Origin of the sequence: Mesorhizobium sp. NZP2077 (assembly GCF_013170805.1) — a bacterium.
Taxonomy (GTDB): domain Bacteria; phylum Pseudomonadota; class Alphaproteobacteria; order Rhizobiales; family Rhizobiaceae; genus Mesorhizobium.
This window is the reverse complement of the sequence record NZ_CP051293.1, coordinates 3,771,267-3,797,911: the sequence shown is the minus strand read 5'-3', so window position 1 is coordinate 3,797,911 and position 26,645 is coordinate 3,771,267. Positions and strand designations below refer to the sequence as shown.

At 61.6% G+C, this 26,645-nt stretch carries 25 protein-coding genes and 3 pseudogenes; 14 read left to right on the top strand and 14 right to left on the bottom strand.

Going from position 1 to position 26,645, the window contains the following annotated elements; genetic code table 11:
* The first annotated feature begins 266 nt into the window (after nt 1-266).
* Nucleotides 267-1,267: pseudogene (locus HGP13_RS18825) on the top strand (DUF4105 domain-containing protein).
* A 214-nt stretch (nt 1,268-1,481) separates the two neighbouring features.
* Here the strand turns inward: HGP13_RS18825 and HGP13_RS18820 are convergent.
* A complete protein-coding gene (locus HGP13_RS18820) occupies nt 1,482-2,759 on the bottom strand; it encodes a hypothetical protein (protein WP_172228099.1) in 1,278 nt (425 codons plus the stop codon).
* A gap of 250 nt (nt 2,760-3,009) precedes the next feature.
* Between HGP13_RS18820 and HGP13_RS18815 the strand changes: the two are divergent.
* Nucleotides 3,010-3,237, top strand: a pseudogene (locus tag HGP13_RS18815) (IS110 family transposase); the annotation flags it as partial.
* Nucleotides 3,238-3,515: 278 nt separating this feature from the next.
* On the opposite strand, the pseudogene HGP13_RS37960 reads toward HGP13_RS18815, so the two are convergent.
* The 4 genes and pseudogenes from HGP13_RS37960 to HGP13_RS18800 form a co-directional block, all read right to left on the bottom strand.
* Nucleotides 3,516-3,695 (bottom strand): annotated as a pseudogene (locus HGP13_RS37960) (hypothetical protein); the annotation flags it as partial.
* Nucleotides 3,696-3,753: 58 nt separating this feature from the next.
* Nucleotides 3,754-4,002, bottom strand: a complete 249-nt coding sequence (locus tag HGP13_RS37580; RefSeq protein WP_210266309.1) for a recombinase family protein — start codon at nt 4,000-4,002, stop codon at nt 3,754-3,756.
* 148 nt (nt 4,003-4,150) lie between these two features.
* Nucleotides 4,151-4,435, bottom strand: a complete 285-nt coding sequence (locus tag HGP13_RS18805) for a conjugal transfer protein TraD (RefSeq protein ID WP_172228097.1) — start codon at nt 4,433-4,435, stop codon at nt 4,151-4,153.
* Between the two features lies 1 nt (nt 4,436).
* The gene (locus HGP13_RS18800) at nt 4,437-4,763 is read right to left on the bottom strand and encodes a conjugal transfer protein TraD (protein ID WP_172234768.1); all 327 of its coding nucleotides are present in this window, start codon (nt 4,761-4,763) and stop codon (nt 4,437-4,439) included.
* Nucleotides 4,764-4,935: 172 nt separating this feature from the next.
* Here HGP13_RS18800 and traA point away from each other — a divergent pair, with 172 nt between their 5' ends.
* On the top strand, nt 4,936-7,983 hold the full coding sequence (gene traA / locus HGP13_RS18795) for a Ti-type conjugative transfer relaxase TraA (RefSeq protein ID WP_172228095.1): 3,048 nt from the start codon (nt 4,936-4,938) through the stop codon (nt 7,981-7,983).
* A 129-nt stretch (nt 7,984-8,112) separates the two neighbouring features.
* Nucleotides 8,113-8,325 (top strand): AlpA family phage regulatory protein, encoded by a 213-nt coding sequence (locus HGP13_RS18790; RefSeq protein WP_140623337.1) that lies wholly within the window; start codon nt 8,113-8,115, stop codon nt 8,323-8,325.
* A 344-nt stretch (nt 8,326-8,669) separates the two neighbouring features.
* Here the strand turns inward: HGP13_RS18790 and HGP13_RS18785 are convergent, their stop codons facing one another.
* Entirely contained in the window at nt 8,670-9,305 is a 636-nt protein-coding gene (locus HGP13_RS18785) for a hypothetical protein (RefSeq protein ID WP_172228093.1), read from the bottom strand.
* Nucleotides 9,306-9,464: 159 nt separating this feature from the next.
* Here HGP13_RS18785 and HGP13_RS18780 point away from each other — a divergent pair, with 159 nt between their 5' ends.
* On the top strand, nt 9,465-9,761 hold the full coding sequence (locus HGP13_RS18780) for a helix-turn-helix transcriptional regulator (protein WP_246707053.1): 297 nt from the start codon (nt 9,465-9,467) through the stop codon (nt 9,759-9,761).
* Nucleotides 9,762-9,915: 154 nt separating this feature from the next.
* On the opposite strand, the gene HGP13_RS18775 is transcribed toward HGP13_RS18780, so the two are convergent.
* Entirely contained in the window at nt 9,916-11,235 is a 1,320-nt protein-coding gene (locus HGP13_RS18775; RefSeq protein ID WP_172228091.1) for a site-specific integrase, read from the bottom strand.
* A 284-nt stretch (nt 11,236-11,519) separates the two neighbouring features.
* Complete coding sequence (locus tag HGP13_RS18770; RefSeq protein ID WP_172228089.1) at nt 11,520-11,885, bottom strand: hypothetical protein; 366 nt, start codon at nt 11,883-11,885, stop codon at nt 11,520-11,522.
* 353 nt (nt 11,886-12,238) lie between these two features.
* Here HGP13_RS18770 and HGP13_RS18765 point away from each other — a divergent pair, with 353 nt between their 5' ends.
* A complete protein-coding gene (locus HGP13_RS18765) occupies nt 12,239-12,670 on the top strand; it encodes a cupin domain-containing protein (RefSeq protein ID WP_172228087.1) in 432 nt (143 codons plus the stop codon).
* 90 nt (nt 12,671-12,760) lie between these two features.
* Here the strand turns inward: HGP13_RS18765 and HGP13_RS18760 are convergent, their stop codons facing one another.
* The gene (locus HGP13_RS18760; RefSeq protein ID WP_172228085.1) at nt 12,761-13,216 is read right to left on the bottom strand and encodes a carboxymuconolactone decarboxylase family protein; all 456 of its coding nucleotides are present in this window, start codon (nt 13,214-13,216) and stop codon (nt 12,761-12,763) included.
* A gap of 261 nt (nt 13,217-13,477) precedes the next feature.
* Between HGP13_RS18760 and HGP13_RS18755 the strand changes: the two genes are divergently transcribed.
* From HGP13_RS18755 to HGP13_RS18745, 3 genes are all read left to right on the top strand, one after another.
* A complete protein-coding gene (locus HGP13_RS18755) occupies nt 13,478-14,236 on the top strand; it encodes a copper homeostasis protein CutC (RefSeq protein ID WP_246707052.1) in 759 nt (252 codons plus the stop codon).
* The gene (locus HGP13_RS18750; protein ID WP_172228083.1) at nt 14,233-14,721 is read left to right on the top strand and encodes a GNAT family N-acetyltransferase; all 489 of its coding nucleotides are present in this window, start codon (nt 14,233-14,235) and stop codon (nt 14,719-14,721) included. Before HGP13_RS18755 ends, HGP13_RS18750 begins: the two co-directional genes overlap by 4 nt.
* Before the next feature lie 66 nt (nt 14,722-14,787).
* Complete coding sequence (locus tag HGP13_RS18745) at nt 14,788-15,276, top strand: SRPBCC family protein (RefSeq protein ID WP_172228081.1); 489 nt, start codon at nt 14,788-14,790, stop codon at nt 15,274-15,276.
* A 15-nt stretch (nt 15,277-15,291) separates the two neighbouring features.
* Here the strand turns inward: HGP13_RS18745 and HGP13_RS18740 are convergent, their stop codons facing one another.
* The 4 genes from HGP13_RS18740 to HGP13_RS18725 all read right to left on the bottom strand — a co-directional run bounded on the left by HGP13_RS18740 (nt 15,292) and on the right by HGP13_RS18725 (nt 20,365).
* Nucleotides 15,292-16,314: an acyltransferase gene (locus HGP13_RS18740; RefSeq protein WP_172228079.1), complete on the bottom strand. Its 1,023-nt coding sequence runs from the start codon at nt 16,312-16,314 to the stop codon at nt 15,292-15,294.
* Between the two features lie 273 nt (nt 16,315-16,587).
* Nucleotides 16,588-17,385, bottom strand: a complete 798-nt coding sequence (locus HGP13_RS18735; RefSeq protein ID WP_172228077.1) for a xanthine dehydrogenase family protein subunit M — start codon at nt 17,383-17,385, stop codon at nt 16,588-16,590.
* A 12-nt stretch (nt 17,386-17,397) separates the two neighbouring features.
* Nucleotides 17,398-19,749, bottom strand: coding sequence for a xanthine dehydrogenase family protein molybdopterin-binding subunit (locus HGP13_RS18730; protein ID WP_172228075.1), 2,352 nt, complete (start codon nt 19,747-19,749; stop codon nt 17,398-17,400).
* 112 nt (nt 19,750-19,861) lie between these two features.
* Complete coding sequence (locus HGP13_RS18725) at nt 19,862-20,365, bottom strand: (2Fe-2S)-binding protein (protein WP_172228073.1); 504 nt, start codon at nt 20,363-20,365, stop codon at nt 19,862-19,864.
* A gap of 310 nt (nt 20,366-20,675) precedes the next feature.
* Between HGP13_RS18725 and HGP13_RS18720 the strand changes: the two genes are divergently transcribed.
* A complete protein-coding gene (locus tag HGP13_RS18720) occupies nt 20,676-21,812 on the top strand; it encodes an FIST signal transduction protein (protein ID WP_172228071.1) in 1,137 nt (378 codons plus the stop codon).
* A gap of 18 nt (nt 21,813-21,830) precedes the next feature.
* Nucleotides 21,831-23,171 (top strand): hybrid sensor histidine kinase/response regulator, encoded by a 1,341-nt coding sequence (locus tag HGP13_RS18715; RefSeq protein WP_172228069.1) that lies wholly within the window; start codon nt 21,831-21,833, stop codon nt 23,169-23,171.
* 36 nt (nt 23,172-23,207) lie between these two features.
* Here the strand turns inward: HGP13_RS18715 and HGP13_RS18710 are convergent, their stop codons facing one another.
* On the bottom strand, nt 23,208-23,891 hold the full coding sequence (locus HGP13_RS18710; protein ID WP_027043803.1) for a response regulator transcription factor: 684 nt from the start codon (nt 23,889-23,891) through the stop codon (nt 23,208-23,210).
* A 225-nt stretch (nt 23,892-24,116) separates the two neighbouring features.
* Between HGP13_RS18710 and HGP13_RS18705 the strand changes: the two genes are divergently transcribed.
* The 3 genes from HGP13_RS18705 (at nt 24,117) to HGP13_RS18695 (ending at nt 26,640) form a co-directional block, all read left to right on the top strand.
* Entirely contained in the window at nt 24,117-24,815 is a 699-nt protein-coding gene (locus tag HGP13_RS18705; RefSeq protein ID WP_172228067.1) for a fumarylacetoacetate hydrolase family protein, read from the top strand.
* A gap of 11 nt (nt 24,816-24,826) precedes the next feature.
* On the top strand, nt 24,827-25,477 hold the full coding sequence (gene maiA / locus HGP13_RS18700; RefSeq protein ID WP_172228065.1) for a maleylacetoacetate isomerase: 651 nt from the start codon (nt 24,827-24,829) through the stop codon (nt 25,475-25,477).
* Nucleotides 25,478-25,599: 122 nt separating this feature from the next.
* Complete coding sequence (locus HGP13_RS18695; RefSeq protein ID WP_172228041.1) at nt 25,600-26,640, top strand: zinc-dependent alcohol dehydrogenase family protein; 1,041 nt, start codon at nt 25,600-25,602, stop codon at nt 26,638-26,640.
* The last annotated feature ends 5 nt before the right edge of the window (nt 26,641-26,645 follow it).

Genomic DNA, 26,645 nt, shown 5'->3' with positions numbered 1-26,645 from the left:
GTCGTCAAAGGGCATGTATATCGCGTTCACCCAGAGGCAGAAGGTAAGTTACGTGGGCAAGCATGTAGTCACCCAAGATAAGAACAGCTAAGGCGTGCGATGCGACGCTCGGTACCGCAAGCCCGTAACGTGTGAGGTAGCGCCCTTACTATCCTGCTGATCGTAACCGACATGCCCGGCTCATGGCGAAAGCGAAATCCTTTGCTATGGCCAGCGGTAGCTGAGCGAGGATTCAGGTCGCGATCTGGGCTCGAAAGGAAACATGAATGAAACGCATCGTTCGGGTCTCGGTCGCCATCATCCTTTCGCTAGTCGTTGCAATTTTGACTGTCTGGGCCGGACTTGCCATGTGGTATCGCCTGCCTGCGGCAGAGCTTGGACGCGGTCTGGCTTGCGCCCTTTTCCTGTTGTTCGGCCTCACCACCATCATTGCCCTCTTCAGCCGGTTTCGCGTCAGGGCGTTTGTGTTGTTTGTCGCTGCGTTTGCTGCGGTTCTGGTTTGGTGGGGCACCATCAGGCCTTTGGACCAGGCCAATTGGGCGCCTGACGTCGCCCGCCAAGTGACGGGGACCCGCGACGGAAATCTGTTGACGCTAAAAGACGTGCGCGAATTCGAATGGCGCAGCGACAGTGATTTCACCGAACGCTGGACGACGCGGACCTATGACTTGTCTTCCCTTCAGACCGTCGACCTGCTCATGTCCTATTGGTCCGGGACCAAAATCGCTCATGTCATCATGAGCTTCGGCTTTGCAGGAGGCGACTATGTTGCTTGGTCGATTGAGGTGCGGCGGCATAGCGGTGGCGAGTTTTCGCCGATAGCGGACCTTTTCAAGAGCAACCCCCTGGTCATTATCGCCGCTGACGAGCGAGACGTGGTCGGTGTCAGGTCAAATGTCCGAGGAGAGGACGTTCAAATTTATCGACTAAGAGCGTCGCCGGACACGGCCCGATCGCTGTTGCTGGAATACGTCTCGGACGCAAACGCGCTTTCCAAAACTCCACAATTCTACAATTCCCTCACGACGAACTGTACGACGACGATCGTCAAAATGATGCGAGCGGTTGGCACGGTAGTTCCTCTCGACTGGCGCCTCATCGTCAACGGCTATCTTCCTGACTATGCATACGAACGTGGTGCACTCGACACCGCTTGCCATTGCCGACTTTAAGAGAGTTGGCCCACATCGGCCACCGAGCGCAGGAGACTGGCCTTTCACCAGACTTTTCGAGATCGATCCGGGTTGGCGTACCGTCTCCCCGCTGAGGGTCTTGATCTCAATGTCACACGCGAAAATTTGTGCATCGTCCAACCTACCCATTACCGAAATTCTGAGGCTCCAAGATGTTGGCGCTCGGCATTCCGCATTATCAAAAAGCATTCCAGCTTTTTCCCAACGGGATAGTCGTCGACGTCGAGCATCATGATCGGTGTGCCTTTTAGCGAAATCCGGAAGCTAATTTGGGGGGCTGTGTTTGGTCTATGGAAAAGTCCGGGACATCGAGAAACTGAGCGACCACTGCCTTGCCGATGGAATTCCGGAATTAGTCGAAGTCACCTTCGCCAAGCCCGCTTCGAGCGTCAAATCCAGGTTTTCAACCGGCGTGTAGGTCAAATTCGCTGCGCCTCTTGTCGACAGGACGGAGACGGTCCCGAGCAGATCGGGTAACGTCAAACTGGTGAAGCTCGCGAACGCGGCCGACCTCCACTTGCTGGACCAGGCCCAACTGACGACAGCAGCGCCATTCCATCCGTCGGCTCGTTCGGCATCGTTGGCGCCCAGAGCGCCTGGCAGACTGATCTTGAATGCGCTCGTTGGCGTATTGATCCCAAGATAGCCAGGCGCATTCCACGCGCGGGCGAGTTGGAAAATGACATACGACTTGTCGTCCTGAGCCTCGTTGGCAAAGGCGTATCTGGCATAGGCTTGGACGCCTGCTCCCCAGAGCGGGGGGCTTCCATCAAAAAATGTCGTTTGATGCGATGCCGCGTTTGCGATGAATTGCCAGTTTCCGATCGTGTAGCGAAAGCGACCAACCAAGTCGGGGAATTGTGGCGATCCATAGCCGGAAATAGTGACGCGGCGGAACGTCGGATCCTCCAGCGACAGAGTTAGCGTCGTATTTGGTGTTGGCCTCGACACTTGAGCAACGAGGAACGGCGATTGCGTGGTAGCGAGGGCTCTAAACGAAAACTCGTCAGCCTGCCAATCAGCGAAAAAGGAAGTTTCAAGTCCGATAACATTCCTTCCAAGCGTAACTGACGCCGAGGAGAGCGAAATATTATTGCTTTGGTCACCTTCAATACCGAGACGCGTGATTAGGTCGCCGTAATCTGTCTGCGAATAATGAGTAATATTCAAAGTGTCAGCCAGCTGCCATTGCGTCATGCCTGATTTCGTCGGTGGCGTCAGCCGCGATCCCTTTACGGTAACACTTGTTGCCTCAACGCCTGCATCGACTGAGCCATCAATCAGAATGCAGCCATTACCAGGTATGTAGATTCCGGGGCCTGCATCGCTGTCAGAATCGCCCGCTGTGCTGGAATCATCGGTTGGCTTGTCCTTGCTCTCATTTTCGGCGTCGAGCTGCGCCTGCGGCTTGTCGATGTCCTCGGCGTCCGGAGGCGTCCAGGGGCAAGCCAAAACACGCTCGGCAGGCGGAGCGTCGGCGCTTTGTGCACTCGCCGCCGTGACCTGCAGCGCAACCGGGATGAAGAGGAGGCCGGCGTAGCTAACGAGCTTTTTCGCGTCAGGCATTCGGCGATTTTTGCCCTAGTTGAGGGCCTCCCTCTAGAGCACAACCGTATGGTTAGATTCGCAATCTTGCCAAGCTCCTTTTCCTAAAATGCTGTCCGGGCCAATGAAAGAAGCGCCTCACGCGCCAACGTTGACGGGAGCGCTGCCGTCGCGCCACCGGAGAGGCAAGGAACAGCGATTGTTCCGACACCACTGACCAAGGAGTTAATCGAACGCGCTACGACATTGATGGAACTATCCTCGCCGATCCTCACGCTGGGGAGATCGGCTGTTGCGGACCTATTTATACGAAGCGGCCAGCGTCCTCATGCACCGGACAAAGAAATGGTCGACGCTGAAGGCGTGGGGCGTTCGCCTGTCGAAGCGGATCGGCATGAAGAAAGCGAACGTAGCGGTTGCTCGCAAGATCGCGGTTCTGCTCCACTGCCTCTGGGTCGACGGCACAAGCTTTGAGTGGGGTAGTGAAAAGATGGCATAGCAGATCCGAACTCGACCTAATTCGCGGGCCCGTTTCCGAAACCCGTGATGTCCCCGCCGGGACGGTGGTTGCGGCGACCTCGGTCAAACGGCTGACAGCAGTTCATCTGCATCTCGTTGGAAACGTTGAGGCGCCCGACCCGAACATCATCATGAGGCACTCGACCTCGGAAAGGACCATGACCCCGGCGATGGCAGTGCGAGATCCGGATTGACAACTACCCGCAATTAAAGGGTCGTTTGACAGATTGGGGCTGTTCCGGTCCGGCCGGACCCTCTGGCAGGTTCGGCAATCTGCGTCTCTTGTGGATTGGCGGGACGCTCCGCCTCTACCTCCTTTGCTGGCTTGTCTTCGCGAAGGCCCTTGAAGGCCGCCTGCCTGACATTGCCGCCGCCGGTCCAGCCGGCGAACTCGATTTCCGCAACCAGTTGCGGCTTCGTCCAAAAGACGGTTGAATCCGAGACCGCGCCAAGCACTTGGCGGATCAGGTTCGCCGTCGGAGTGTCGCCGACAAAACTATCGGGGCTGTCGACAGCGATCAGCTCGATCCCACGCGACTTCAGCATCTCGTAGCCAGTCTAGAACGATCAGATCGCGGGCGAAGCGGGAGGCGGTCTCGACGAGGATGGTGCGCACGCCATTAGCCAGGAGCCGCTCGAGCATCGCGGAAAAACCGGGGCGCGCTGTAACCGCGTCGGCGCCGCTCACCGCCGCATCGTAGTAGCTCTCGATGATTTCGTAGCCGGTTGATCGGGCAAACCTCAACAGCCTCGCTCTGGCGCCTCTCGCTGTCTTTGTCGGCGCCGACGTTGGCAGCGGACGAGGTTCGAAGATAGGCCACTGCCTGCATCAACGCCTTGCAGTTCATAGCTTGTCGTCCCAATATCGCATCACTTGCTTCAGCATTCAGCGTTCACGAGCGGAACGGAACGTGTTCCGCCTCTGATGGTTCAGACTCCGTTTCCCCTTTGTGTGTTGCCGCGTACGCCTCGAACGCCTGCCTCCCCTTTGCGGCCCATAGCTCGCGGGTGTGTTCACCCTGATCGCTTTTGAGCTTGTCGGCCATGCAGAGCAGAGCGCCGAGGATGATGGCGCGATCATCGCCTGTGAGGACCACAATCCCGGCCTTGATCACCAAGCCGCCCAGTTCGATCAGATGCCGCGTGCGCTTACGGCGTTCGACCTGCCATGTGCGCATATCATGCCGCGCCCGTGCCACCTGATGCCGGTTGCGGTCTGTCCGATCGCGCCGGATCGCCGTCAGCGTCGCGGTCAGTCGCCTGTGCAGTCCGCCCCGACCGGCCTTGAAAGAAGGCAGCCCCGCGCTTCGCCCATGCCTCCCGCTTTCCGGCTTCTTTGGTCTCCGCCAGCACGATCAGCGCACCTGCTAATTCCTCGGCGCTGACCGCATCGGCGCCGGTGGCGATCACCAGCTCGCCAAGCTGCTGCACCTTTCGCGTTTTGAGCTCTCGCGCTTTTTTTTCCAGCGCCTTGAGTTCCGTATCGAAGTCCCGTGGTTTTCGCATGGCTATCTCCATTGATTGTCGATCTCTGGATGATAGGGGAGCATCCGCCGGAAGGCTTCAGGGTTGCCGAGACAGCCCGGGACGGGCTGGTCCATCCCGAGAATTTTTCGAGGGAGGGCGCGCTTATACGTCGTGCCGACGTACGCTTTGACGTGCAAATGATCTGGTCGCGATGGCGATCTATCATCTTCACGTCAAGGTCATTGGCCGCAAGGCAGGCTCGAGCGCTGTCGCGTCAGCCGCCTACCGCTCGGCTTCGCGGCTGCGCGACGAGCGGATCGAGCGAGCTCATGACTTCTCGGCCAAGCGCGGTGTCGTCCATTCCGAGGTGATGCTGCCGGAGGATGCACCGGAGGCCTGGCGCGACCGCGAACGACTGTGGAACGATGTCGAGGCGTTCGAGGTCCGCAAGGATGCGCAGCTTGCCCGGGAGGTCGAGTTTGCGCTGCCGCGTGAACTCAGCCACGCACAGGGCATAGAATTGGCGCGCGACTTTGTTCAGGCCGAATTTGTCAGCAGGGGCATGGTCGCCGATCTCAATGTGCACTGGGACAGGGCAGAGGATGGCAGTCCCAAGCCGCATGCTCATGTCATGCTCACCATGCGGTGCGTGGACGAGAATGGTTTTGGGTCAAAGGTTCGAGACTGGAATGCTACCCAGCTGGTCGAGCGCTGGCGCGAGCGATGGGCGGAGCTGGCCAATGAACGCCTGGCCGAACTCGACATCGACGCCCGCATCGATCATCGCAGTCTGGAAGCGCAGGGCATAGCCCTGGAGCCGCAAACCCAGATTGGTGCACCGGCGCAGCGCATTGAGGGCAGCGGTTTGGACGCTGGCGAGACTGAAGCAGATCGCGCTGAACTGCATCGCGAGATCGCGCATAACAACGGTGCGCGCATCATTGCCGATCCATCCGTGGCGCTGGATGCCATCACCCATCAGCAATCGACCTTCACCCGAAAAGACATCGCGAAGTTCGCGCATCGCCACAGCGACGGAGTCGAGCAGTTCAACGCCGTGGTGGCAGCCATCAGCAACGCACCCGACCTGGTCGAACTCGGCAAGGACGGACGCGGCGAAGACCGGTTCACCACAAGGCAGATGATCGAGATCGAACAGCGCCTTCACCGCGCGGCGGAGCGCATGGATTTGGACGAGCGCCACGCGGTGAGTGACGCGCATCGCGAGGCAGCGCTGGCGCGGGCTGCGCAACGCGGCCTTATCCTGTCAGGTGAGCAGACCGATGCGCTTGCGCATATCACCGATGGTCGCGGTCTCGGTGTCGTTGTCGGTTTTGCCGGAACGGGCAAGAGTGCCATGCTGGGCGTTGCGCGCCAGGCATGGGCAGCGGCGGGTTACGAGGTTCGAGGCGCGGCACTCTCCGGCATTGCCGCCGAGAATCTGGAGGGTGGATCAGGCATCCCGTCACGCACCATAGCCAGCATGGAGCATGGTTGGGGACAGGGTCGCGAGCTGCTCACCACGCGCGATGTCCTGGTGATCGACGAGGCCGGCATGGTCGGCACGCGCCAGTTGGAGCGCGTGCTCTCCCATGCCGCGGATGCTGGCGCAAAGGTTGTGCTGGTCGGCGATCCGCAGCAGTTGCAGGCAATCGAGGCCGGCGCTGCATTCCGCTCCATCCATGAGCGGCACGGCGGCGTCGAAATCGGCCAGGTGCGCCGGCAGCGCGACGACTGGCAGCGTGATGCCACGCGCGATCTGGCCACCGGCAGGATCGGTGCGGCGATCAGCGCCTACGACGCGCAAGGCATGGTGCATCAGGTCGCAACGCGCGACGAAGCGCGCAGCAATCTGGTTGAGCGCTGGGATCGCGACAGGCAGGCGCATCCGGAGGCAAGCCGGATCATTCTCACCCATACAAACGACGAGGTACGCGCCCTGAACCAAGCAGCGCGCGAGCGCATGCGCATTGCCGGCGATCTCGGCGACGAAGTGCAAGTGACTGTCGAACGCGGCCCAAGAACCTTCGCCAGCGGCGACCGGGTCATGTTCCTACGCAACGAGCGCGGGCTCGGCGTCAAGAACGGCACGCTGGGCTTCGTGGAGGAGGTCAGCACACAGAGCATGACGGTTCAAACCGACGACGGCAGGTCGGTACACTTCGACCTGAAGGACTACGCGCACATCGACCACGGCTATGCCGCGACCATTCACAAGGCGCAGGGCATGACCGCCGACCGGACCCATGTGCTCGCCACGCCGGGCATGGATGCACATGGCAGCTACGTCGCACTGTCGCGGCATCGAGACAGGATGGACCTGCATTACGGCGGCGATGACTTTGCCACTAGAGAACGGCTCGTCCGAACGCTGTCACGCGACCGCGCAAAGGACATGGCGTCGGACTACGATCAGATCGACCCGGCGCAACACTATGCCGAGCGGCGCGGCATCACGTTCCGCGAACGCGTGGTCGAGATTGTGCGCCGGATCGTTCCGGAGAAGCTGCGCGACAGGTTCGGCGGGCTAATGGACGGGTTGCGCTTGCCTGCTGACGCAGAGCCCGGGAACAACAGTGGGCGCAGGCCGGGAAGGGAGAATGTTGGAACGCAAATCGCAGATGGCGGCCCCACGGCTGGAAGAGGGGCTTCTGGTAAGGGAGCGCAGCGCGAAACGGATGCGTCGGTTGACCCAGAGGTGGCGTTGCGCAGCGCTCGCACAAAGGCGCTTGTTCGTCACGCGCGTGCGCTCGACGCGATCCTCAGTACTGGAAATGCGGATCGCCAGGGCAGTCCCGACCAGATGCGCGAATTGAGGGATGCCCGTAGCGCTTTCGAGAAGGTTCGGCCTCATGGCTGGCGGGATGCCGAAGCGGCCTACGTCAAGAATCCCGAGTTGGTTCGTGAAGCGACGGCCGGCCGGGTCACTCGAATCGTGTTGGCTCTCCAGCTTGAAACCGAAATCCGCATCGGACTGGATATCGATCCGGGCCGCCGCGCAGACCGTTTCGTGGAACGTTGGCAAAAGCTCGAGCGAACGAGCCAGGGCCAATACCAAGTCGGCGACATGTCGGGTTACAAGTCAACCCGCGCTGCCATGTCCGACATGGCCAAAAGTCTCGAACGCGATCCGCAACTCGAATCGCTCCTCGCCAACCGCAAGCGCGAGCTTGGCATTCATACCGATTCCGGCCGACGCCTTGCTGCGGAACTCGCATTCAGCCATGGCATCGGCAGGGGACGCGGCATTGGGATCTGAACACGTCCGATTCGCAGCCGTTTCCACGCTGGGGCAAGACGACCCGGAAAACGCTCTTGCGCGTACGCAAGTACCTGTCGTCTCTGGATCAGGAGCAATCAGAACCAACCAGCAAGAGGCAGTGCGACCATGCCTGAACCAGACCGGATCATCCGCCTGAAAACCGTCCTTTTCCGGACCGGCCTGTCTCGGTCCACGATCTATCGCAAGATCGCCGAAGGCACCTTTCCACGCCAGATACAGATCAGTATCCACGGTGCAGGCTGGCACGAATCCGACATCAGTCGCTGGATCACCAATCCCCTCTCGTGGCGTCCGCAAGACCAGGGCGACAAGTTGTGATGAGAGTGATGCACAACTGCGCGGAAAGCTGGGCTTCATCGAGACGCAGCGGTCACGGCGGCGAGGCAATTGCTTGAACCCATGTGGACCATGTCCATTAGGACCATCGCCGAGGCGAACGAACACGGCAAACCAGGAGCGATAGTCGGCCTCGCCCACCAAGATGGGTTACTCAAGCAGGGCAACTTTGGATCGAACCGCACACAACTGGCCGCTTATCTGCTTTCCCAGCCCACGCCGGATCGGTCGCCGCCCCTGAGACTGACACAGCAAGCGCTCAGCGCAGCGGCCGTGACAGCGGCCACCGATCAGGCCTACTTCGAGGCAGACTTCTTCCTCACCGCCTATGAGGGGCTGTCAACTAACGGTTGCCCAATCGATCTGGCAATCGTCGCCGGATCGATATTTGTGGTGGCGGCGAGGTCATCCAGCACAGATCGGATATGCGGCCAGGGGAAATCGTCTGGATGTTCCCAGTGCTCACCGTCACGCAGGATGACCTTGAGCTTGGCAAATATGCCTTCGATGGACGTGGCCGCTGTCTGCGGTAGATCATCCAAAAGTGCGCTTTCGGCTGTTTCCGATTGCCGGATCAGTTCGTCTGTGCTCGAATAGCCGATCTCAGCATCAGCAGCGTCCCAGCGCGCCTGGTGCGCCGCGAAATCCGCGAGCGCCCTGCCCCATTCGACTTCGTTTTCAGGAGAGTAGGCATCGTTCAGGCTCTCGATGGAATGGAGTGTCACGTCCGTACCATCGGCAAGCCGCACCTTGGCGCAGGGAAAGCCGACCGTCCTGGCGAGGTATGTCTCCAACCGCTGCTGTTCGCGGCACAACGCCAGTGTCTCATCGTGGATCTTTTGCCAGTTCCCACACAGACGAAGAGCAGGATCGGCCGCACTGCTGTCGTCCGTCAGTTCGGCGGCCCGCGACTTTAACTGGAAAGGCCATGCCAGTGCGGCCGTCGCCGTGCCCGCCAGCAAGCGCCGCCGGGGTGACGAACGACAAACTCATGCTATTGTCGGAATCAGCCATGATCCGAGCTCCTAACAGCTGGGTTGTGGTGAGGCCGCGTCGAGTGTTCGCGCATTCGGTGCGGCCGCTTTCTAAAAACGAAAGGATTATTGGTTTTTAGAAAGAAGATGTCAACGTTTTCCGAAAAAGCTTGCGATTTTCATGAGTTATTACCAGTTTGCGACATGGATTCTGCTCAATGTCGCGCCGCACGAGCGTTGCTGAAATGGACGCAAGAGGATCTCGCCGCCCGCTCCGGCGCGAGTGCTGTTACCATTCGCAATTTCGAAAACGACCGTTCTGTTCCTCAAACAGGAACGCGATACCTCCTCCAAAAAACGCTTGAGAATGCCGGCATCGAGTTCATTCCTGAAAATGGCGGTGGTGTCGGCGTGCGTCTGTCACGGCGTTCCGAAAGGACGTAGGATCGGTGAAGTAGCTCCCGGCAGGCAAGGCAGCGCGTCCATTAGCCGACAATTATTCGATTGCGGCGGCAGTCAGAGGGATCAAGATCAACCGCGAAGACCTCGGCGAGCAGCAGGAAGGTTTCGGGGGCGAACGGCGACTGCGCAGACCGGTTCATGCAACTGCCTTCGCTCGCAGAGGTTCGATGTTGCCCTTGCCTGCAAAGATGCCGGCAAGCCGATCGGCCCAAAGCTCCAAGGCGTCCCGTTTCTCGCTCATATAGTCGTAGCGCGCATATACCCGCGACGTGATCGTACTCTTGGTCGCCGAAACGTGGTTCAACACTTGCCCGACGATGAACGGCGAAATGCCGATTTCTTCCATGCCCGTCGCAGCAGATCGCCGAAGGTCATGCGGCGTCCACGGTGCAATGCCCATGATCATTGCTACGCCGCGCTTGCTGATCTCTTCTCGCTTCACTGCCTTCGGGACAGATGCGCCGGTGACGGCTGCACGGGCGCCCGGTCCAGGAAAAACGAAAGGCGGTACCGCCCTGCCCTTGCGCTCCGACAGCGCCTTCACGTCTGCGATCTGATCGCCCATGATTCGGATTGCCATTTCGCACAGCGGGACAACATGGTCGCGGCCGTTCTTCGCGCGCCTGGCTGGTATCGTCCAAAGGCCGCGTGTCAAGTCCAGTTCGCCGTGCTCCATGCCGGCGATCTCGCCAACACGCTGTCCGGTAACCAGGCACAGGCGCAGAATGCGGCGGGTGCTTTCCCGCATGTCGGCTTCGGGCAAGGCTGCCCACATCGTCTTGATCTCGTCGGCCGTCAGCACGCGGTCGCGCTCGACCGTTTCGGTCGGCCTCGCCATACCTTCGGTCAAGTTGCTGTCCAGATCGCCACGACCGCGCCCCCATCGGATCATGGCACGAATGTCCTCGAACACCCGGTTCGCCTCGACGGCCGCGCCCCGATCCTTCACCGCGTCGATCGCCTTGGTGATGTCGCGACGATGCAGGTCCGCGAGCTTCACCTCGCCGATGCAGCCAGATGATGCCTTCTCGACCTTCTTTCCGTCAGCATCATAGCCGGACACATTCTTGCGCAGCCGGCGCGCGATCTCATCGACCGACCGCCGCGATGATGCCCGGCGGGTGAGATAGCTCTCGACCAAATCAGAGACGGTCATCGAGGCGGCATGCGCCTTCTTGGCGGCCACAGGGTCGCCGCCGTCTTGCACGCTTGCACGAGTGTCCTTGGCCTTCTGGCGAGCGCCCTTGCCGGTGCCGAGCGGTGTCTCGGGATAGGTGCCGAGCTTCAACCATTGCCGCTTGTCGGGCGGCCCGTAAACCACGAACCAGGTCTTTTGCCCACCCGCCGAGACGCGCAGCACAAGACCTTTGACGGTCGTATCGAAATAGTCGGCTTTTCGGCCGGAACCGGCCTTGGCGGCCTGGCAGAATTTGTCGGTGAGTTCGAGTTTCGGCATCTGTCCAGGGACCAATCTTGCTACAACCGGTTTGCCCGGGGTTCTGTGAGTGATCTACAAAATAATCTACAAAAAACCACGCGCTTTGTCGATACCGGCTGCGACAGGTCGCGACAGGATGAGACACTAATTAATTGTTATTAAAAGAATTTTCAGAAATTCAGGCTGTCGCACGCTGATCCAGAAAATCGCATTAGAAACCCTCTGTTAACCGGTTGGTCGCTGGTTCGAATCCGGCCCGGGGAGCCAAAAACTTCAAACGCTTTGCAACATGACGGTCATTCCTACGCCATTCCGAATAAGGTTTGCGCGTGGGCATGGAGCTGTCGGGCGGCTGACGGGTGTTCGATCCCATCACCGCTGCAAACAACCAGGAACTGCGCCGCGAACTCGTGCGTATTTGTAGCCGGGATGGCAAGCATGGCCTGCACGATCTCGGACATGTCTTGATAGGCGCGTTTCAGATCCCGGTCGGAAATGTCCAGGGAGATCGAACTCATCAGTGCCTCCCAGCGCCGGAACCTCGCCAAGATGGGACTTTCGTTCGAGTTTGCAGCAAAAATCTTTTCCGCTGCAGCGACGGCCCCTATGGGCGGAAAGGAGACTGTTGTGCCTACCACCGCGCGTTTGGTCATTGCATCAAACATCATGTCCGAGTTCCTACGACTGAAGGCAACTTTTTAGGGCAGTCGATCTGATTCCGCATTGCGCTGCGTCAAATCCGGCAACGCCGAAGGCCGTGGTAGAACCAGCCCTGTCTCCGGACGAAGGTGATAAACTGACCGAACTTAGTCGCCGGCAGATCGAACCGTTGAAGATGCTTTCCGCCTGGCCGCACGACCATGTCGCAATGAACATGGCCCGAACCCGGTCGAGCGGAGGAGGCGGGATATGAAGGAAGGCTTGGAGGATCGATGGAGCCAGTCATTGGAACGTCGCGCGTCGCTCCCGCTTGCGCTTGGATATCCGCCGCGCGATAGATGCGGCGGTTCAGAGAGGAATCATGCGCAAAATCCTGGTTTGGGCACTGCTGGCCGCCGCTGCACTTTATGCAAATTGCGCTCTGGCGTTGGACAGCAGCAGTACGCCGGTCGTCGTCACCCCGCTGGCATCGCGCACGACCACCGCGTCTGGCCAGCCGATCACGCTGCCGCAGAAGAACGTGCAGGTGCTGGTGTCGACCTATGACATCGCGGTCGGCGCAACCTTGCCGGTGCACAGGCACCCCTTCCCGCGCTACGCTTATGTCGAGGCCGGAACGCTGAAGGTCACCAATGTCGAGACCGGCAACAGCAACACCTACAAAACAGGCGATTTCATCATCGAAATGATCGGGCAGTGGCATCAGGCCACCAATATCGGCGATGGTCCGGTCAAGCTCCTGGTCATCGATCAGGTCGAGCAAGGCGCCAAGAATACGGAATTGCGCCAGTAGCCGCCAACGCCCCGAAGGCAGGAAGGCAATGTGCCGCCCGCCTTCCCGCCATAGCCGATACCTGCTCCGCAAAGAACTCGAACCCGGCGCTCAGCCCCAGGCGCCAACCATCTGTCGGGTCGTCGCGTTCAGCCGGTTGAACGCGTTGATCAGGGCGATCTGGACAACCAGCGCGGCAAGCGCCTTTTCGTCATAGTGCCGGGCGGCTTCGTCCCAGACATCGTCTGGCACGGCGTCCGGGCGGTCGGCGAGCCTCGTGCCGGCCTCCGCCAGCGCCAGGGCTGCCCGTTCGGCATCGGTGAAGTATGGCGTCTCGCGCCATGCGGCCAGCGCAAAGATGCGCTCGTCCTTCTCGCCGGCCTTCTTCAGTTCGCGCGCGTGCATGTCGACGCAAAGGGCGCAATTGTTGATCTGGCTGGCGCGCAGATGAATGAGCTTGCGCGTCACATTAGGCACGTCGGCCGCCTCCGTCGACTTGTCCAGCGCCAGCAGCGCCTGCAGGGCGCCGGGGATCAGCATCACCGGATTCTTGATTCTCGCTTGCATGGTCTTTCTCCATTCGAGGACGTGCTTTGCCGAGCCCGGAGACAGCGCATCCAGGTTTTCAGCTGATGGAATTTTCGGCTGCCACCGCCGCCAACGGTCAATCTATAACCGTATGGCTATGGGTTAACTCATAACCATTAAGTTATAATACTGTCAAGCCGGGAAATGTCATCTGGTCCAAATGGCGGACCACCGATCACGCTTTCGCGCCAGCCGCCCGGGTGCTAGGGCTGTCGGAAATATCATGAACTGGATCGCCCCTTGACCACAGAAACCCGCCCGCCGCTGATCGAAATCTGTGTCGAAGGCATCGATGGCCTGCTCGCCGCGCAGGCGGCCGGCGCCGACCGGGTCGAACTCTGCGCCAGTCTCGTCGAAGGCGGCATCACTCCGAGCCTCGGCACGGTGCGCGCCGCGCTGGATCAGGCAACGGTGCCGTTTCACGTCATGGTGCGGCCGCGCGGCGGCGATTTTCTCTACAGCGAGACCGAGTACCGCTCGATGCTCGCCGATGTCGCCGCACTCCGCGATCTCGGCGTGCCCGGCGTGGTGTTCGGCTGCCTGAACGCCGACGGCACCATCGACGAGAAGCGCATGGGCGAACTGACGCAAGCCGCTGGCCCTCTGAACGTCACCTGCCACCGCGCCTTCGACATGACGCGCGATCCGGCCGAGGCGCTGGAAGCGCTGATCCGCTGCAAGGTCGGCCGCGTGCTGACCAGCGGCCAGCGCGACACCGCGATCGAAGGCCTGCCGTTGCTGGCCGATCTGGTGCGTCAGGCCGGCGACCGCATCATCATCCTCGGTTGCGGCGGGCTCGATCTTGCCAACATCGCCGAGGTGCGCGGAAAGACCGGGCTGGCCGAAATGCATTTCGCCGCACTGAAGGACGTGCCGAGCGCCATGCGCTACCGCAATCCCAAGGTCGGCATGGGCGGCTCCGATCTCGATCGCGAATACCGCAACACTTTGACCGACACACCGCTGGTGGCGGCGACGATCACGGCGGCCAAGGCATGACCTCTGAGATAGACCGCATAGCGCCAGACGACGAAGCCGACATACTGGCGCTCAACAACGAGCATGCCGCGGAACTGTCCTGGCTCGAAGCCGAGCGGCTGTCGTTCCTGCTCGGCGAGGCATTCTATGCGCGGCGCATCGGCGATCTCGAAGCCTTCATCATGACCTTCGACCAGGAAGCGAACTACGACAGCCCGAACTTCGTCTGGTTCCGCGAACGCTACATCAGCTTCGTCTATGTCGACCGCGTCGTCGTGGCGGCGCACGCACGGGGCCGCGGCCATGCTCGCCGGCTTTATCAGGACCTGTTCGAGCATGCCGAACGCGCCGGCCACACGCTGGTCACTTGCGAGGTCAATGCCGACCCGCCCAACCCTGCCTCCGACGCCTTCCACGCCGCCCTCGGTTTTGCAGAGGTCGGCGACGCGGTGATCCATGGCGGCAAGAAAGCGGTGCGCTACTACGTCAAGCAGATCGTCGCCTAATTCTGTGGCGCTGGCTACACAAAGAAGCCACGTCTAATATAGGTTCCGCCAACTGGAGGAACCGCCATGCCAAGCAACGTCTTCCGCTTCGACGAAAGCTGGCAGATTCCCGAAGGCACGCCTCGGCAAGTGTGGGACGTGCTCTCCGACGCCGAATTGCTGCCGCTGTGGTGGGGCGACGTCTACAAGGAAGTGGTGCCGCTCGACGGCAACGGCAAGGCGTCGGTCGGTTCACGGGCAAGGGCACGGGCGCGCGGCGCCCTGCCCTACGAACTGAACTTCATCATCGAGGCCGCCGAACTCGAACCCGGCCGGCTGGTGGTGGTGAAAACCTTTGGCGACTTCGACGGGTTGTGGCGGGCCGAACTGTCGCTGTCGGGCACCGGCACCCATGTCCAGTTGACCTGGCAGGTCACGGTCGAGAGGCCGATCCTCAAATTCCTGGCACCACTGCTGCGGCCGGCCTTCGCCTGGAACCATCGCTGGACAACGCCGCGCGGCGAAGCCGGCCTGCGGCGCTATCTCGGGGCGCGGAAAAACATTGCCTCTGCCTGACGATGCCGATGGCATTCACCAATTGCGGTTCAACCATTCGCGCGCCGGGCGCTCGACGAGGTAGTAGCTGCAGAGCGCGCAGGCAAAAACCCCGGCCAGCATCGGCCATGGGTTGCTGCCTTGCTCGTAGACGAATTTGTAGAACGGCTGCTGCCACAGATAGAGCGAGTATGACCACAGGCCCAACGTCGCCATTGGCCAGGACGACAGCAAATTGGAAAAAATCGGCGTGCTGAAATCGAGCGCGTTGACGGCCAGCGCCAGCAGCGGCACCGCCAGGAGATAGTGGATCGGCGTCGGGACCGGGTCCATGAACAGCAGGACCGCGGCAATTGCCGCTGCCAGGGCGACATAAGGGCCCTTCAGCACGGCCGGCAGCCGGCCCTCGGCCTTGAGCAGGCAGATCGAAGCCGACAGCAGGATCGAGGCGATGTGCACATCGGTGCGCCAGTAAGTGGCCTCGTAGTCCAGCTTGAACACCCAGTACGAAATCGCGCCGTTTGCCATGGCGAGCAAGGCCAGCGCCAGCAGCAGCGGGATGACGCGGTTGCGACTGGAGACGAGCGCGCTGATCAGCGCCAGGATGATGTAGGCATGCTCCTCGACGCAGAGCGACCAGATATGGTCCAGCGCCCCGGCACGGGTGACTAGGATACCGGCGTAGTTGTAGGTGAATGTCAGCGCCGTCAGCGCCGCCTTCCATTTGAAGGCGATGAACGTGCCGGAGAGCGCGACCATGGCAACGACGACGAAGACCAGAAGTGCCGGGTAGATGCGCGAGAAACGGCGTTTGAAGAACTTCTTCAGCGGATAGCGTTCGATGAACAGGATTTCGCCCATCAGCCGGCCGCTGAGCACGAAAAAGAATTCGACACCCAGCACGCCGAGATTGATTCCGGGCAGCGGAAAGAAATGCCCGATCAGCACCAGGGCGATCGACAAGCCGCGCCAGCCATCGAGATAGACCAGTCTCGTCCGGACCGATCTGTCGACGGCGGATCGGGACGGAACCACATCTGTCGCGGAAATTTCGGACATGCCGATCCCTTGCATTGGCATGCGAAAGGGCACGGCGATACATTCTCCGAACCCGGCTCGCATTCCCGCCCAAGTTCATATTGCAGTGCAATATCAGTTTGTGCAAGTGCGAGATTGCCGCTGAAGCAGTCCTTGGGCAGCAAGCTGCCGGAATTGCTTGAAGCAAAGGACCGGTCGCGCGACGGCATTTCCTTCAAGAGCCGCACGGCTCCAGCTTACCGCACACGAAAAAGGGGCCGATACGGCCCCTTTCCATGTCGGCAACTGATGCTGTCAGGCGTTGGCTGCTGCCACCGCACGCTTGGCCATGACCGTGATCAGATTGGCGCGATAGTCGGCGGAAGCGTGGATGTCGCTCATCAGGTTCTTCGCCGGCACTTTCACGCCGGCAAGCGATGCAGCATCGAAATTCTTCGCAAGGGCCGCCTCGATCTCCTTAGAGCGGAAGACACCCTCGTCGCCGGCACCGGTGACGGCGACGCTGACGCCATCCTTGCCCTTGGCCACGAACACGCCGACGATCGCGTAGCGCGAGGCCGGGTTGCGGAATTTTTCGTACGCCGCCTTTGCTGGTGCGGTGAAGGTAACCGCCGTGACGATCTCGCCATCCTTCAATGAGGTTTCGAACAGTCCCTTGAAGAACTTGTCGGCCGGTATCTGACGCTTGTTGGTGATGATGGTGGCGCCCAGCGCCAGCAGTGCGGCCGGATAGTCCGCCGCCGGATCGTTGTTGGCGATCGAACCGCCGATCGTGCCCTTGTGGCGCACCGCCGGGTCACCGATCAGCGACGCCAGATGGGCAAGCGCTGGACAGGCCTTCTGCAGCTTCTCGTCATTGGCGACGTCGAAATGCGTGGTGGCGGCACCGATGGTGACCGTCTTGCCCGACACTTTTATCCCCTGCAGATCCTTGATGCGTGACAGATCAACAAGGTCGGAGGGGGCCGCCAGCCGCGTCTTCATGGCGGGGATCAAGGTCATGCCGCCGGAGAGCAGCTTGGCGTCGCCGCTCTTCACGAGCTTGGCGGCATCAGCGACCGAGGCGGCGCGGTGATAGTTGACCGAGTACATGGTTGTTCCTCCTCAGTGCTTCGTCGCGGCGCGGATCGCTGCCCACACGGTGGACGGCGATGCTGGCATGGCGAGATCGTTGCTGCCGATGGCATCGGTAATGGCGTTGATCACCGCCGGCGGTGAGCCGATGGCGCCGGCCTCGCCGCAGCCCTTGATGCCGAGCGGATTGCCCGGGCATGGCGTGTTCGAGGTCGAAACCTTGAACGACGGCAGGTCGCCGGCGCGCGGCATGGTGTAGTCCATGTAGCTCGCTGTCAGCAGTTGGCCGCTGGCGTCATAGTGGGCGCCTTCCAGCAGCGCCTGGCCGACGCCTTGCGCGATGCCGCCATGCACCTGGCCTTCAACGATCATCGGATTGATGATGTTGCCGAAATCATCGGCCGCCACGAACTGGACGATCTCGGTCGTTCCGGTCTCCGGATCGACCTCGACTTCGCAGATGTAGCAGCCCGCCGGGAAGGTGAAGTTCGACGGATCGTAAAAGGCCGTTTCCTTCAGCCCGGGCTCCATCCCTGCCGGCAGATTGTGGGCGGTATAGGCGGCAAGCGCCACCTGGAACCACGGCACGTTCTTGTCGGTACCGGCGACCTTCAGCGCGCCGTTCTCAATGACGATGTCACCCTCGTCGGCTTCGAGCAGGTGGGCGGCGATCTTCTTGGCCTTGGCCTCGACCTTGTCGAGCGCCTTGACGATCGCCGACATGCCGACCGCACCTGAGCGCGAACCGTAAGTGCCCATGCCCATCTGCACCTTGTCGGTGTCGCCATGGACGATCGAAACCGAATCGATCGGCACGCCAAAACGCTCGTTGACCAATTGCGCGAACGTCGTCTCGTGGCCCTGGCCATGGCTGTGCGAGCCGGTCAGCACCTCGATCGTGCCGACGGCATTGACCCGCACTTCCGCCGATTCCCACAGGCCGACACCGGCGCCAAGCGAGCCGACCGCCGCCGATGGCGCGATGCCGCAGGCTTCGATGTAGCAGCTCATGCCGATCCCGCGCAGCAGCCCCTTCTTGGCGGCGGCAGCCTTGCGCTTGGCAAAGCCGGCATAGTCCGAAGCTTTCATGGCCGCGTCGAGCGAGGCCCCATAGTCGCCGGCGTCATAGCACATGATGACCGGCGTCTGGTGCGGAAACGCCGTGATGAAGTTCTTGCGCCGCAGATCCGCGGGCGATAGGCCGAACTGGCGCGCGGCGGTTTCCATCATGCGTTCCATGACGAAAGTTGCTTCCGGCCGCCCTGCCCCGCGATAGGCATCGACGGGCGCGGTGTTGGTGTAGATCGCCTTCACACTCGCGTGGATCGCCGGGATATTGTACTGGCCCGACAGCAGCGTCGCGTAGAGATAGGTCGGGGTCGCCGACGAGAACAGTGACATGTAGGCGCCGAGATTGGCTTTTGTTTCGACCTTGAGGCCAAGAATCCTGTGGTCCGCATCGAAAGCCATTTCGGCATGGGTGTGGTGGTCGCGGCCATGCGCGTCGGTGAGGAAGCTTTCGGTGCGGTCAGCCACCCATTTCACCGGAACGCCCGTCTTCTTCGAGGCCCACAGGCAGACGATCTCTTCCGGATAGATATAGATCTTCGAGCCAAAGCCGCCGCCGACATCCGGCGCGATGACGCGCAGTTTGTTTTCCGGCGCGACATTGTAGAAGGCGCTCATCACCAGCCGCGCGACATGCGGGTTCTGCGACGTCGTCCAGCAGGTGTAGTGGTCCTCGGCCTTGTCATAATGGCCGAGAGCCGCGCGCGGCTCCATGGCATTGGGAACCAGCCGGTTGTTGATGATGTCCATCTTGATGACATGGGCTGCCTTCTTGAACGCAGCGGCGGTGTCGTCGGCATTGCCGATGTCCCAGTCGAAGATCAGGTTGTTTTCGGCCTCCGGATGGATCTGCGGCGCGCCCTTGTCCATTGCTTTGGAAGCGTCGACGACAGCCTTCAATTCCTTGTAGGTGATCTCGACCGCCTCGGCCGCATCGCGTGCCTGGCCCTTGGTCTCGGCGACCACGATGACCACCGCGTCGCCGACATAGCGCACCTTGTCGAAGGCCAGTGGCGACCAGGCGCCCATCTTCATCGGCGAACCATCCTTGGAATGGATCATCCAGCCGCAGATAAGGTTGCCGATACCGTCGACCTTGAGCTCCTTGCCGGTCAGCACGCCGATGACACCGGGCATGCCTTGCGCCTTCTTGACGTCGATCTTCTTGATCTGCGCATGCGCGTGCGGACTGCGCACGAAGGCCGCGTGCTTCATGCCGGGAACCACCATGTCGTCGACATAGCGGCCGGCGCCGGTGATGAACCTTTTGTCTTCCTTGCGCGCGACCCGAGCGCCAACACCTTCAATGCCCATCAGAAATTCCTCCCGAGATTGTAGGGGAGTAGGTGAGCAAGGCAGTACGGCAGTAGGGAAAAATTGGTCCGGTTCCCTACTGCCCTACTGCCTTACTGCCCTACTGCCTCGTTTAAGCAGCTTGTTTCGCTTTGGCCTTGGCGGCCCCCTTCGACATCGTCTTCGATGCGGCGAGGATCGCCTTGACGATGTTGTGGTAGCCGGTGCAGCGGCAGATGTTGCCTTCCAGTTCGGCCCGCACCGTCGCCTCGTCGAGGCCCTCGGGATGGCGGGCGATCATGTCGGTTGCCGTCATGATCATGCCTGGCGTGCAGAAGCCGCATTGCAGGCCGTGATGTTCCTTGAAGGCAGCCTGCACGGGATGCAGATCGGCGCCATTGGCGAGACCTTCGATCGTCACCACGCTCGAGCCGGACGCCTGCACCGCGAGCATGGTGCAAGACTTCACCGCCTTGCCGTCGACATGGACGACGCAGGCCCCGCATTGCGAGGTGTCGCAGCCGACATGCGTGCCGGTCAGGCCGAGATTCTCGCGCAGGAAGTGAACCAGCAGCGTTCGGTCCTCAGCGGCCCCGCTGACCCTTCTCCCGTTCACCATCAACGAAATATCAGACATGAATCCTCCCTGGGTATCAACCTTGGTCATCACGCTGCCGACGCGCCGCTGGCACTTCGGCCATGCGTTATTCGTACACCGCACAACGCACAAAAAACAGCGCGACGGAAAAGGCGGATCATTGTACTTTCGGTCACGGCCAAGGCCAAAGGCGCATTCCCGTCGCCCCATTGCCAAAACGCCTATTGGAAGCAACAATACCCTTCGACGCCCGCGCGCCAGAAGCTTGTAAAAACAGCGCACAAAACAGCGTCGGAGGAAATGCGGGGGAACGCCGCTGACCAGTTCAACGACGCGCTACGCCTGCGGCTTGTCGGCGCTGACCACGGACGAGCCCGACCCGGACGTTTTCGCACGCGCGGTAGCCAGCGAGGCCGCCGCAATCAACGCCGGCTTTGCCCTCGTGTTCTTTTCCCAGAGCCTCGTCGAGGCCGGTGCCCTGTCGCGCGCACTCTGCGCCTACGCGCCGGCGCTCCACCATGCCGGCTGCTCCACGGCCGGCGAGATCACACCGCAGGGGCTCGAGGAAGGCCACATGCTGGCGATGCTGCTTCCCTCGGCATCGTTCACCGCGGTCAGCACCATGGTCGACAATTTGTCCTCATCGGGCATGGACAGGATCACCGGCGAAGTCGAGGCCTTGCGGCGCACGCTACGCGGCCGGCTCGGCTGCGAGCAGGCCGGCAACACCTTCGCGCTCTGCTTCATCGATGGTCTGTCCTATGCCGAGGAAGCGGTCAGTTCAGCCATCCACTGGGGTCTTGACGACATACCGCTGCTCGGCGGCTCGGCCGGCGACGATTTGAAATTCGAGACGACGCGCCTGATCTCGAATGGCAGGGTCACCTCGGACAGCGCCATCATCGTGCTGATATCAACGGAAATTCCGTTCCACGTCTTCAAGACCGACAATTTCGTTCCGACCGACGAGAAGCTGGTGGTGACCGCGTCCGATGCCGATCACCGTATCGTGCGCGAGTTCAACGCCACCAATGCGGCGGTGGAATATGCCGCTTCCGTCGGCATCATGCCGCAGACCCTGACGCCGCTGAGCTTCGCCTCGCATCCGGTGGTGGTGAAGGTGGGCGGCGAATATTACTGCCGCTCGATCCAGAGGATGCACGCGGATGGCTCGCTGTCCTTCTTCTGCGCCATCGACGACGGCGTCGTGCTGTCGATCGCCCAGCCCAAGGACATGGTGGAATCGACGCGCGCGGCCCTGCGCGAGGTCGAAGACCGACTGGGCGGCATCGACCTGATCCTCGGCTTCGACTGCGTGCTGCGCCGGCTCGATGCACGCAACCGGCAGGTCTTTCGTGACATTTCGGAGCTCTACCGGGTCAACAATGTCATCGGCTTCGGCACTTATGGCGAACAGTACCGGTCGATGCATCTGAACCAGACCTTCACCGGCATTGCCTTTGGTGAACGGCAAGCGGCGGAATAGGGGCGTCAGAATAACAGGATGCCGCTCAAGGACATAAACGACCTCGAAAAGCTGAAGAAGATCAACGCCGCCCTGGTCAGCCGCGTCGAGCGCTCGATGGACCAGCAAGGCAACGCCTTCTCGTTGTTCCAGACCGCGATCTCGCTCGAGAACCGCGTGCGCACGCGCACCGAGGAACTGCATTCGACGCTGCGCCGGCTGGAGCAGTCCAACATCGATCTCAGCGCTGCCAAGGAAAATGCCGAGCTGGCGAACCTGTCCAAGACAAGGTTTCTCGCCGCCGCCAGCCATGACGTGCTGCAGCCGCTGAACGCGGCCCACCTCTCCGTCTCGGCGCTCGCCGAGGTACAGACCAGCGACGAAGGCAGGAAGCTGGTGCGGCAGGTCGAGCGTTCGCTGGAAACGATGGAGGACCTGCTGCGCACCTTGCTCGACATTTCCAAGCTCGACGCCGGCGTGGTGCAGCCCGATATCGGCGACGTCAGCCTGGAAGCGCTGTTCTCGTCGCTGCGCTCGGATTTCCAGCCGGTCGCGGAAATGAAGCGACTGTCGCTGAAATTCCGGCCGGTCAATGCCGTGGTCCGCTCCGACCGGACGCTGCTGCGCCGCATCCTGCAGAACATCCTCTCCAACGCGCTGGGCTATACCCGTTCGGGTGGCGTCCTGGTCGGCACCAGACATCGCGGCGACACCATCCGCATCGATGTCGCCGATACCGGCTGCGGCATTCCCGAGGACCAGCGCGAGGCGGTGTTCGAGGAGTTCCACCGCGGCACTCCGTCGTCCAATGCGGAGTCGGACGGCGGCGGTCTTGGGCTCGGGCTTGCCATCGTGCGCCGTATGGCCGGCGCGCTTGGCCATCCCGTGACCTTCTCGTCGAAGGTCGGGCGCGGCACGATCTTCCACATCGATGTCCCCGTCGGCATCGGCGCGCCCGCCGACGCCATCGCCAGCGCCACCAGCCTGGAGCGCTCGCGCGGCTACGGCCTGTTCGGCACCAAGGTGCTGCTGGTCGAGAACGACATCGAGGTGCTGGAGGCCATGACCTTCCTTCTCGAGCGCTGGCAGTGCCTAGTGCGGTCCGCGACCTCGACCGACGATGCGCTGGACCTGCTCGGCGACACCGACTGGGTGCCCGACATCGTCATTGCCGACCAGCATCTCGACGGCGGCGATCTCGGCACCGCCACCATATCGGAAGTCCGCGACTATCTCGGCCGCGCCGTGCCGGCGCTGATCGTCACCGCCGACAGTTCCGAAGCCGTCGCCAAGGCAGCGCGTGCCGGCGGCATCGAACTGATGCGCAAACCGCTCAAGCCGGCGCAGCTCAGGGCGCTGCTGGCGCATTTGCTGGCTTAACCTCCATACCCTTCGCACAAGGGGGAGGGTAAAAGATCAAAACCCCGCCTGATCCCGAAACAGCTCCGCATTGTCCAGCTTCGAAACCTCGATCACCGCCTGCGTGCGGCTGTACACGTTGAGCTTGCGCAAGATCTCCGAGACATGCGCCTTCACCGTGGTCTCGCCGACCTGCAGCTCATAGGCGATCTGCTTGTTGAGCAGGCCCTGGCGCAGCATCTGCAGCACGCGCAGCTGCTGCGGCGTCAGCTTGGACAGCCGCTGGACCATGTCGGCGCGGTCGATGCTGTCGGCGTCCGCCGGCTGGCCTTCATAGGTTTCCGGCACATAGATCGCGCCATCCATCACCGAGCGGATGGCGGCGGCCAGGTCACTCTTGCGCGCCGATTTCGGGATGAAGCCGGCAGCACCATAGGACAAGGCCTCAGAAATGATCCGCGGTTCCTCGTAGCCTGAGACGATAACCACCGGCAGCCGGGGATAGCGCGTCCTGAGCTGCAGCAGCCCGTCAAAGCCATGCACGTCGGGCATGTTGAGATCGAGCAGCGCCAAATCGAACGGCTTTATCCCTGCCAGCAGATCGAGCGCCTCGGCGATCGAGCGCGCCTCGACCGTATCGACTTCCGGATAGGCCATCTGCACCGCGCTGTGCAGCGCCTCGCGAAACAGCGGATGGTCATCGATGATCAGGAACCGGGCGCGATCATTGGATACTGTCATGTGGCTCGTTCCGGTTTACCCGCCACACCATAGTCCTGTGACCATGGCCGGATTATTGGCAAATAGTCTATCGCCAGTTGATAGGATGCACTGCTGCAAAAGTGATGGGAACCCTGAATTCCTTGTGCAGCCCCGGCAAAGCCTTTGCTTTATGAAAAGCGACGCCTTGCCCGGTTCCCGAAATCGGTCGAAGGTGCCGCCATCATCCCGAACGCAGAGACCACAATGACCGCCTTCATCCTTCCCGTGCCGCCAACGCCTTCCGTCGCCATCAGCGGCTCGGCCGAGCGATTTGCCGTGCGGCGTATTTTCTGCGTCGGCCGCAACTATGCGGCGCACGCGCGCGAATTCGGCAATGATGAGCGCGATCCGCCCTTCTTCTTCACCAAGCCGGCCGACGCGGTGGTCGATTCCGGCACCGTGGTCCCCTACCCGCCGCTGACGGCCAATCTGCACCATGAAATCGAACTAGTGGCCGCGATCGGAAAGCCCGGCTTCCGCATTGCGCGTGACCGCGCGCTGGATCACGTCTGGGGCTATGCCGTCGGCATCGACCTCACCCGCCGCGACCTCCAGGACGAGGCCAAGAAGGCGGCGCGGCCCTGGGACTGGTCGAAGGCGTTCGACCGCTCCGCCCCATGCGGCCCGCTGGTTCCTGCACAAAAGACCGGCCATCCGACGAAAGGGCGCATCTGGCTCGCCGTTGACGGCAAGGTCAGGCAGGACGCAGACCTCACCGAACTGATCTGGCCAATCGCCGACATCGTCTCGATCTGCAGCGAGGGCGTCGAATTGCAGGCCGGCGACCTGATCTTCACCGGCACGCCGGCCGGTGTCGGCGCGGTCAAGCCGGGCGAGACGATGACCGGCGGCGTCGACGGCATCGGCACGATCGAAGTGACGATCGGCCAGCCCCAATCGTGAACGACAAAGCCATGAGCGACATCGTCCTGCACAACTACTACCGTTCCTCCACCTCCTACCGGGTGCGGATCGCGCTGGAGATGAAGGGGCTGAGCTATGACTACGTCCCGCATCATCTGCGCCACGGCGACCATCTGGAACCGGCCTATCTCGCGGTCAATCCGCAGGGGCTGGTGCCGGCATTGGTGCTTAACGACGGCACGCTTTTGACGCAGTCGCTGGCGATCATCGAATATCTCGACGAGATCCAGCCCGTGCCGCCACTGCTGCCGAAGGACGCACTTGGCCGGGCGCGCGTGAGAATGCTGGCGCAGATGATCGCATGCGATATCCATCCGGTGAACAATCTGCGCGTGCTGACCTCGCTGCGCACTTTGTTCGGCGCCGGCGACCAGGACATCACCAACTGGTTCCGCCACTGGGTGAACGGAGGTTTTCAGCCGCTTGAAAAGATACTCGCGTCCTCGCCTCAGACCGGAACATTCTGCCATGGCGAAGCGCCGGGGCTCGCCGATATCTGCCTGGCGGCGCAGATCACCAGCAACGCCCGATTCGGCGTCGACCTGGTGCCCTACCCGACGATCACCCGCATCAACGCCGCCTGCATGGCGCTGCCGGCCTTCAAGAAAGCAGCACCGCAGAACCAGATCGATGCGGAGTAAGTCTTCATTGGTCCACGCAGCATCAGCATCCAGAGCAGCATGTCTGGCGGAATCGATTTCCGCTTGACCGGACAGGGAATCGGCTATCGTTTCCCCATACTGGGCGCAGCGTGGAGTTACAGATGAAAGCCGTCGTCTTCGAGAAATTCGGCGAAGCGCCGACGATCCAGACCGTCGCCGACCCGAAGCCGGCGGCCGATGGCGTCGTCATCAAGGTCGAGGCGACCGGGCTGTGCCGTAGCGACTGGCATGGCTGGATGGGCCATGATGACGGCATCACCTTGCCGCACGTCCCGGGCCATGAGCTGGCAGGCGTCGTCGTCGCCGCCGGCAAACAGGTGAGCCGCTGGAAGGCCGGCGACCGCGTGACGGTGCCGTTCGCCGTCGGCTGCGGCCGCTGCTTCGAATGCAACTCGGGCAACCACCAGGTCTGCGAACACCAGACGCAGCCCGGCTTCACCGGCTGGGGCTCGTTCGCCGAATATGTCGGCATCGAGCATGCCGACACCAATCTGGTACGCCTGCCCGAGGAGATGGAATACGCCACAGCCGCCAGCCTCGGCTGCCGCTTCGTCACCTCGTTTCGCGCCATCGTCGACCAGGGGCGGGTCAAGCCCGGCGAATGGGTGGCGGTGCATGGCTGCGGCGGGGTCGGCCTGTCGGCGATCATGATCGCCAGCTCGATGGGCGCCAATGTCATTGCCATCGATCTCACCGACGAGAAACTGGAATTCGCCAAAAAGATCGGCGCCGTGGCGACCATCAATGCGTCGACGACGCCGAATGTGGTCAAGGCCGTCAAGCAGATCACCAATGGCGGCGCGCATATGTCGATGGACGCGCTCGGCCACCCCACCACCTCGTTCAACTCGATCGCCAATCTGCGCCGCCGCGGCCGCCATGTACAGGTCGGCCTGATGCTGGGCGAACACGCCCGCCCGCAAGTGCCGATGGACAAGGTCATCGCCTTCGAACTCGAAATCCTCGGCAGCCACGGCATACAGGCCTATCGCTACCAGGCGATGATGGAGATGATCCGCAATGGCAAGCTCAAGCCTGAACTGCTGGTCGGCAAGAAGATCAGCCTCGACGAAGCGCCCGCGGCGCTGATGGCGATGGGCGGTTTTGAGGGCATCGGCATTGGGGTGGTGACGAAGTTTTAGGGCGG

Bases quoted from the DNA above. Each gene is read 5' to 3' on its own strand.
- HGP13_RS18760 (WP_172228085.1), bottom strand. From the start codon at position 13,216: ATGCAAGCGAGAATCAAGAATCCGGTGATGCTGATCCCCGGCGCCCTG.
- traA (WP_172228095.1), top strand. From the start codon at position 4,936: ATGGCGATCTATCATCTTCACGTCAAGGTCATTGGCCGCAAGGCAGGC.
- HGP13_RS18790 (WP_140623337.1), top strand. From the start codon at position 8,113: ATGCCTGAACCAGACCGGATCATCCGCCTGAAAACCGTCCTTTTCCGG.
- HGP13_RS18805 (WP_172228097.1), bottom strand. From the start codon at position 4,435: ATGCGCACATGGCAGGTCGAACGCCGTAAGCGCACGCGGCATCTGATC.
- HGP13_RS18765 (WP_172228087.1), top strand. From the start codon at position 12,239: ATGCGCAAAATCCTGGTTTGGGCACTGCTGGCCGCCGCTGCACTTTAT.
- HGP13_RS18780 (WP_246707053.1), top strand. From the start codon at position 9,465: ATGTCAACGTTTTCCGAAAAAGCTTGCGATTTTCATGAGTTATTACCA.
- HGP13_RS18735 (WP_172228077.1), bottom strand. From the start codon at position 17,385: ATGTACTCGGTCAACTATCACCGCGCCGCCTCGGTCGCTGATGCCGCC.
- HGP13_RS18775 (WP_172228091.1), bottom strand. From the start codon at position 11,235: ATGCCGAAACTCGAACTCACCGACAAATTCTGCCAGGCCGCCAAGGCC.
- HGP13_RS18705 (WP_172228067.1), top strand. From the start codon at position 24,117: ATGACCGCCTTCATCCTTCCCGTGCCGCCAACGCCTTCCGTCGCCATC.
- HGP13_RS18695 (WP_172228041.1), top strand. From the start codon at position 25,600: ATGAAAGCCGTCGTCTTCGAGAAATTCGGCGAAGCGCCGACGATCCAG.
- HGP13_RS18740 (WP_172228079.1), bottom strand. From the start codon at position 16,314: ATGTCCGAAATTTCCGCGACAGATGTGGTTCCGTCCCGATCCGCCGTC.
- HGP13_RS18770 (WP_172228089.1), bottom strand. From the start codon at position 11,885: ATGATGTTTGATGCAATGACCAAACGCGCGGTGGTAGGCACAACAGTC.
- HGP13_RS18800 (WP_172234768.1), bottom strand. From the start codon at position 4,763: ATGCGAAAACCACGGGACTTCGATACGGAACTCAAGGCGCTGGAAAAA.
- HGP13_RS18745 (WP_172228081.1), top strand. From the start codon at position 14,788: ATGCCAAGCAACGTCTTCCGCTTCGACGAAAGCTGGCAGATTCCCGAA.
- HGP13_RS18725 (WP_172228073.1), bottom strand. From the start codon at position 20,365: ATGTCTGATATTTCGTTGATGGTGAACGGGAGAAGGGTCAGCGGGGCC.
- HGP13_RS18710 (WP_027043803.1), bottom strand. From the start codon at position 23,891: ATGACAGTATCCAATGATCGCGCCCGGTTCCTGATCATCGATGACCAT.
- HGP13_RS18750 (WP_172228083.1), top strand. From the start codon at position 14,233: ATGACCTCTGAGATAGACCGCATAGCGCCAGACGACGAAGCCGACATA.
- maiA (WP_172228065.1), top strand. From the start codon at position 24,827: ATGAGCGACATCGTCCTGCACAACTACTACCGTTCCTCCACCTCCTAC.
- HGP13_RS18820 (WP_172228099.1), bottom strand. From the start codon at position 2,759: ATGCCTGACGCGAAAAAGCTCGTTAGCTACGCCGGCCTCCTCTTCATC.
- HGP13_RS18715 (WP_172228069.1), top strand. From the start codon at position 21,831: ATGCCGCTCAAGGACATAAACGACCTCGAAAAGCTGAAGAAGATCAAC.
- HGP13_RS18730 (WP_172228075.1), bottom strand. From the start codon at position 19,749: ATGGGCATTGAAGGTGTTGGCGCTCGGGTCGCGCGCAAGGAAGACAAA.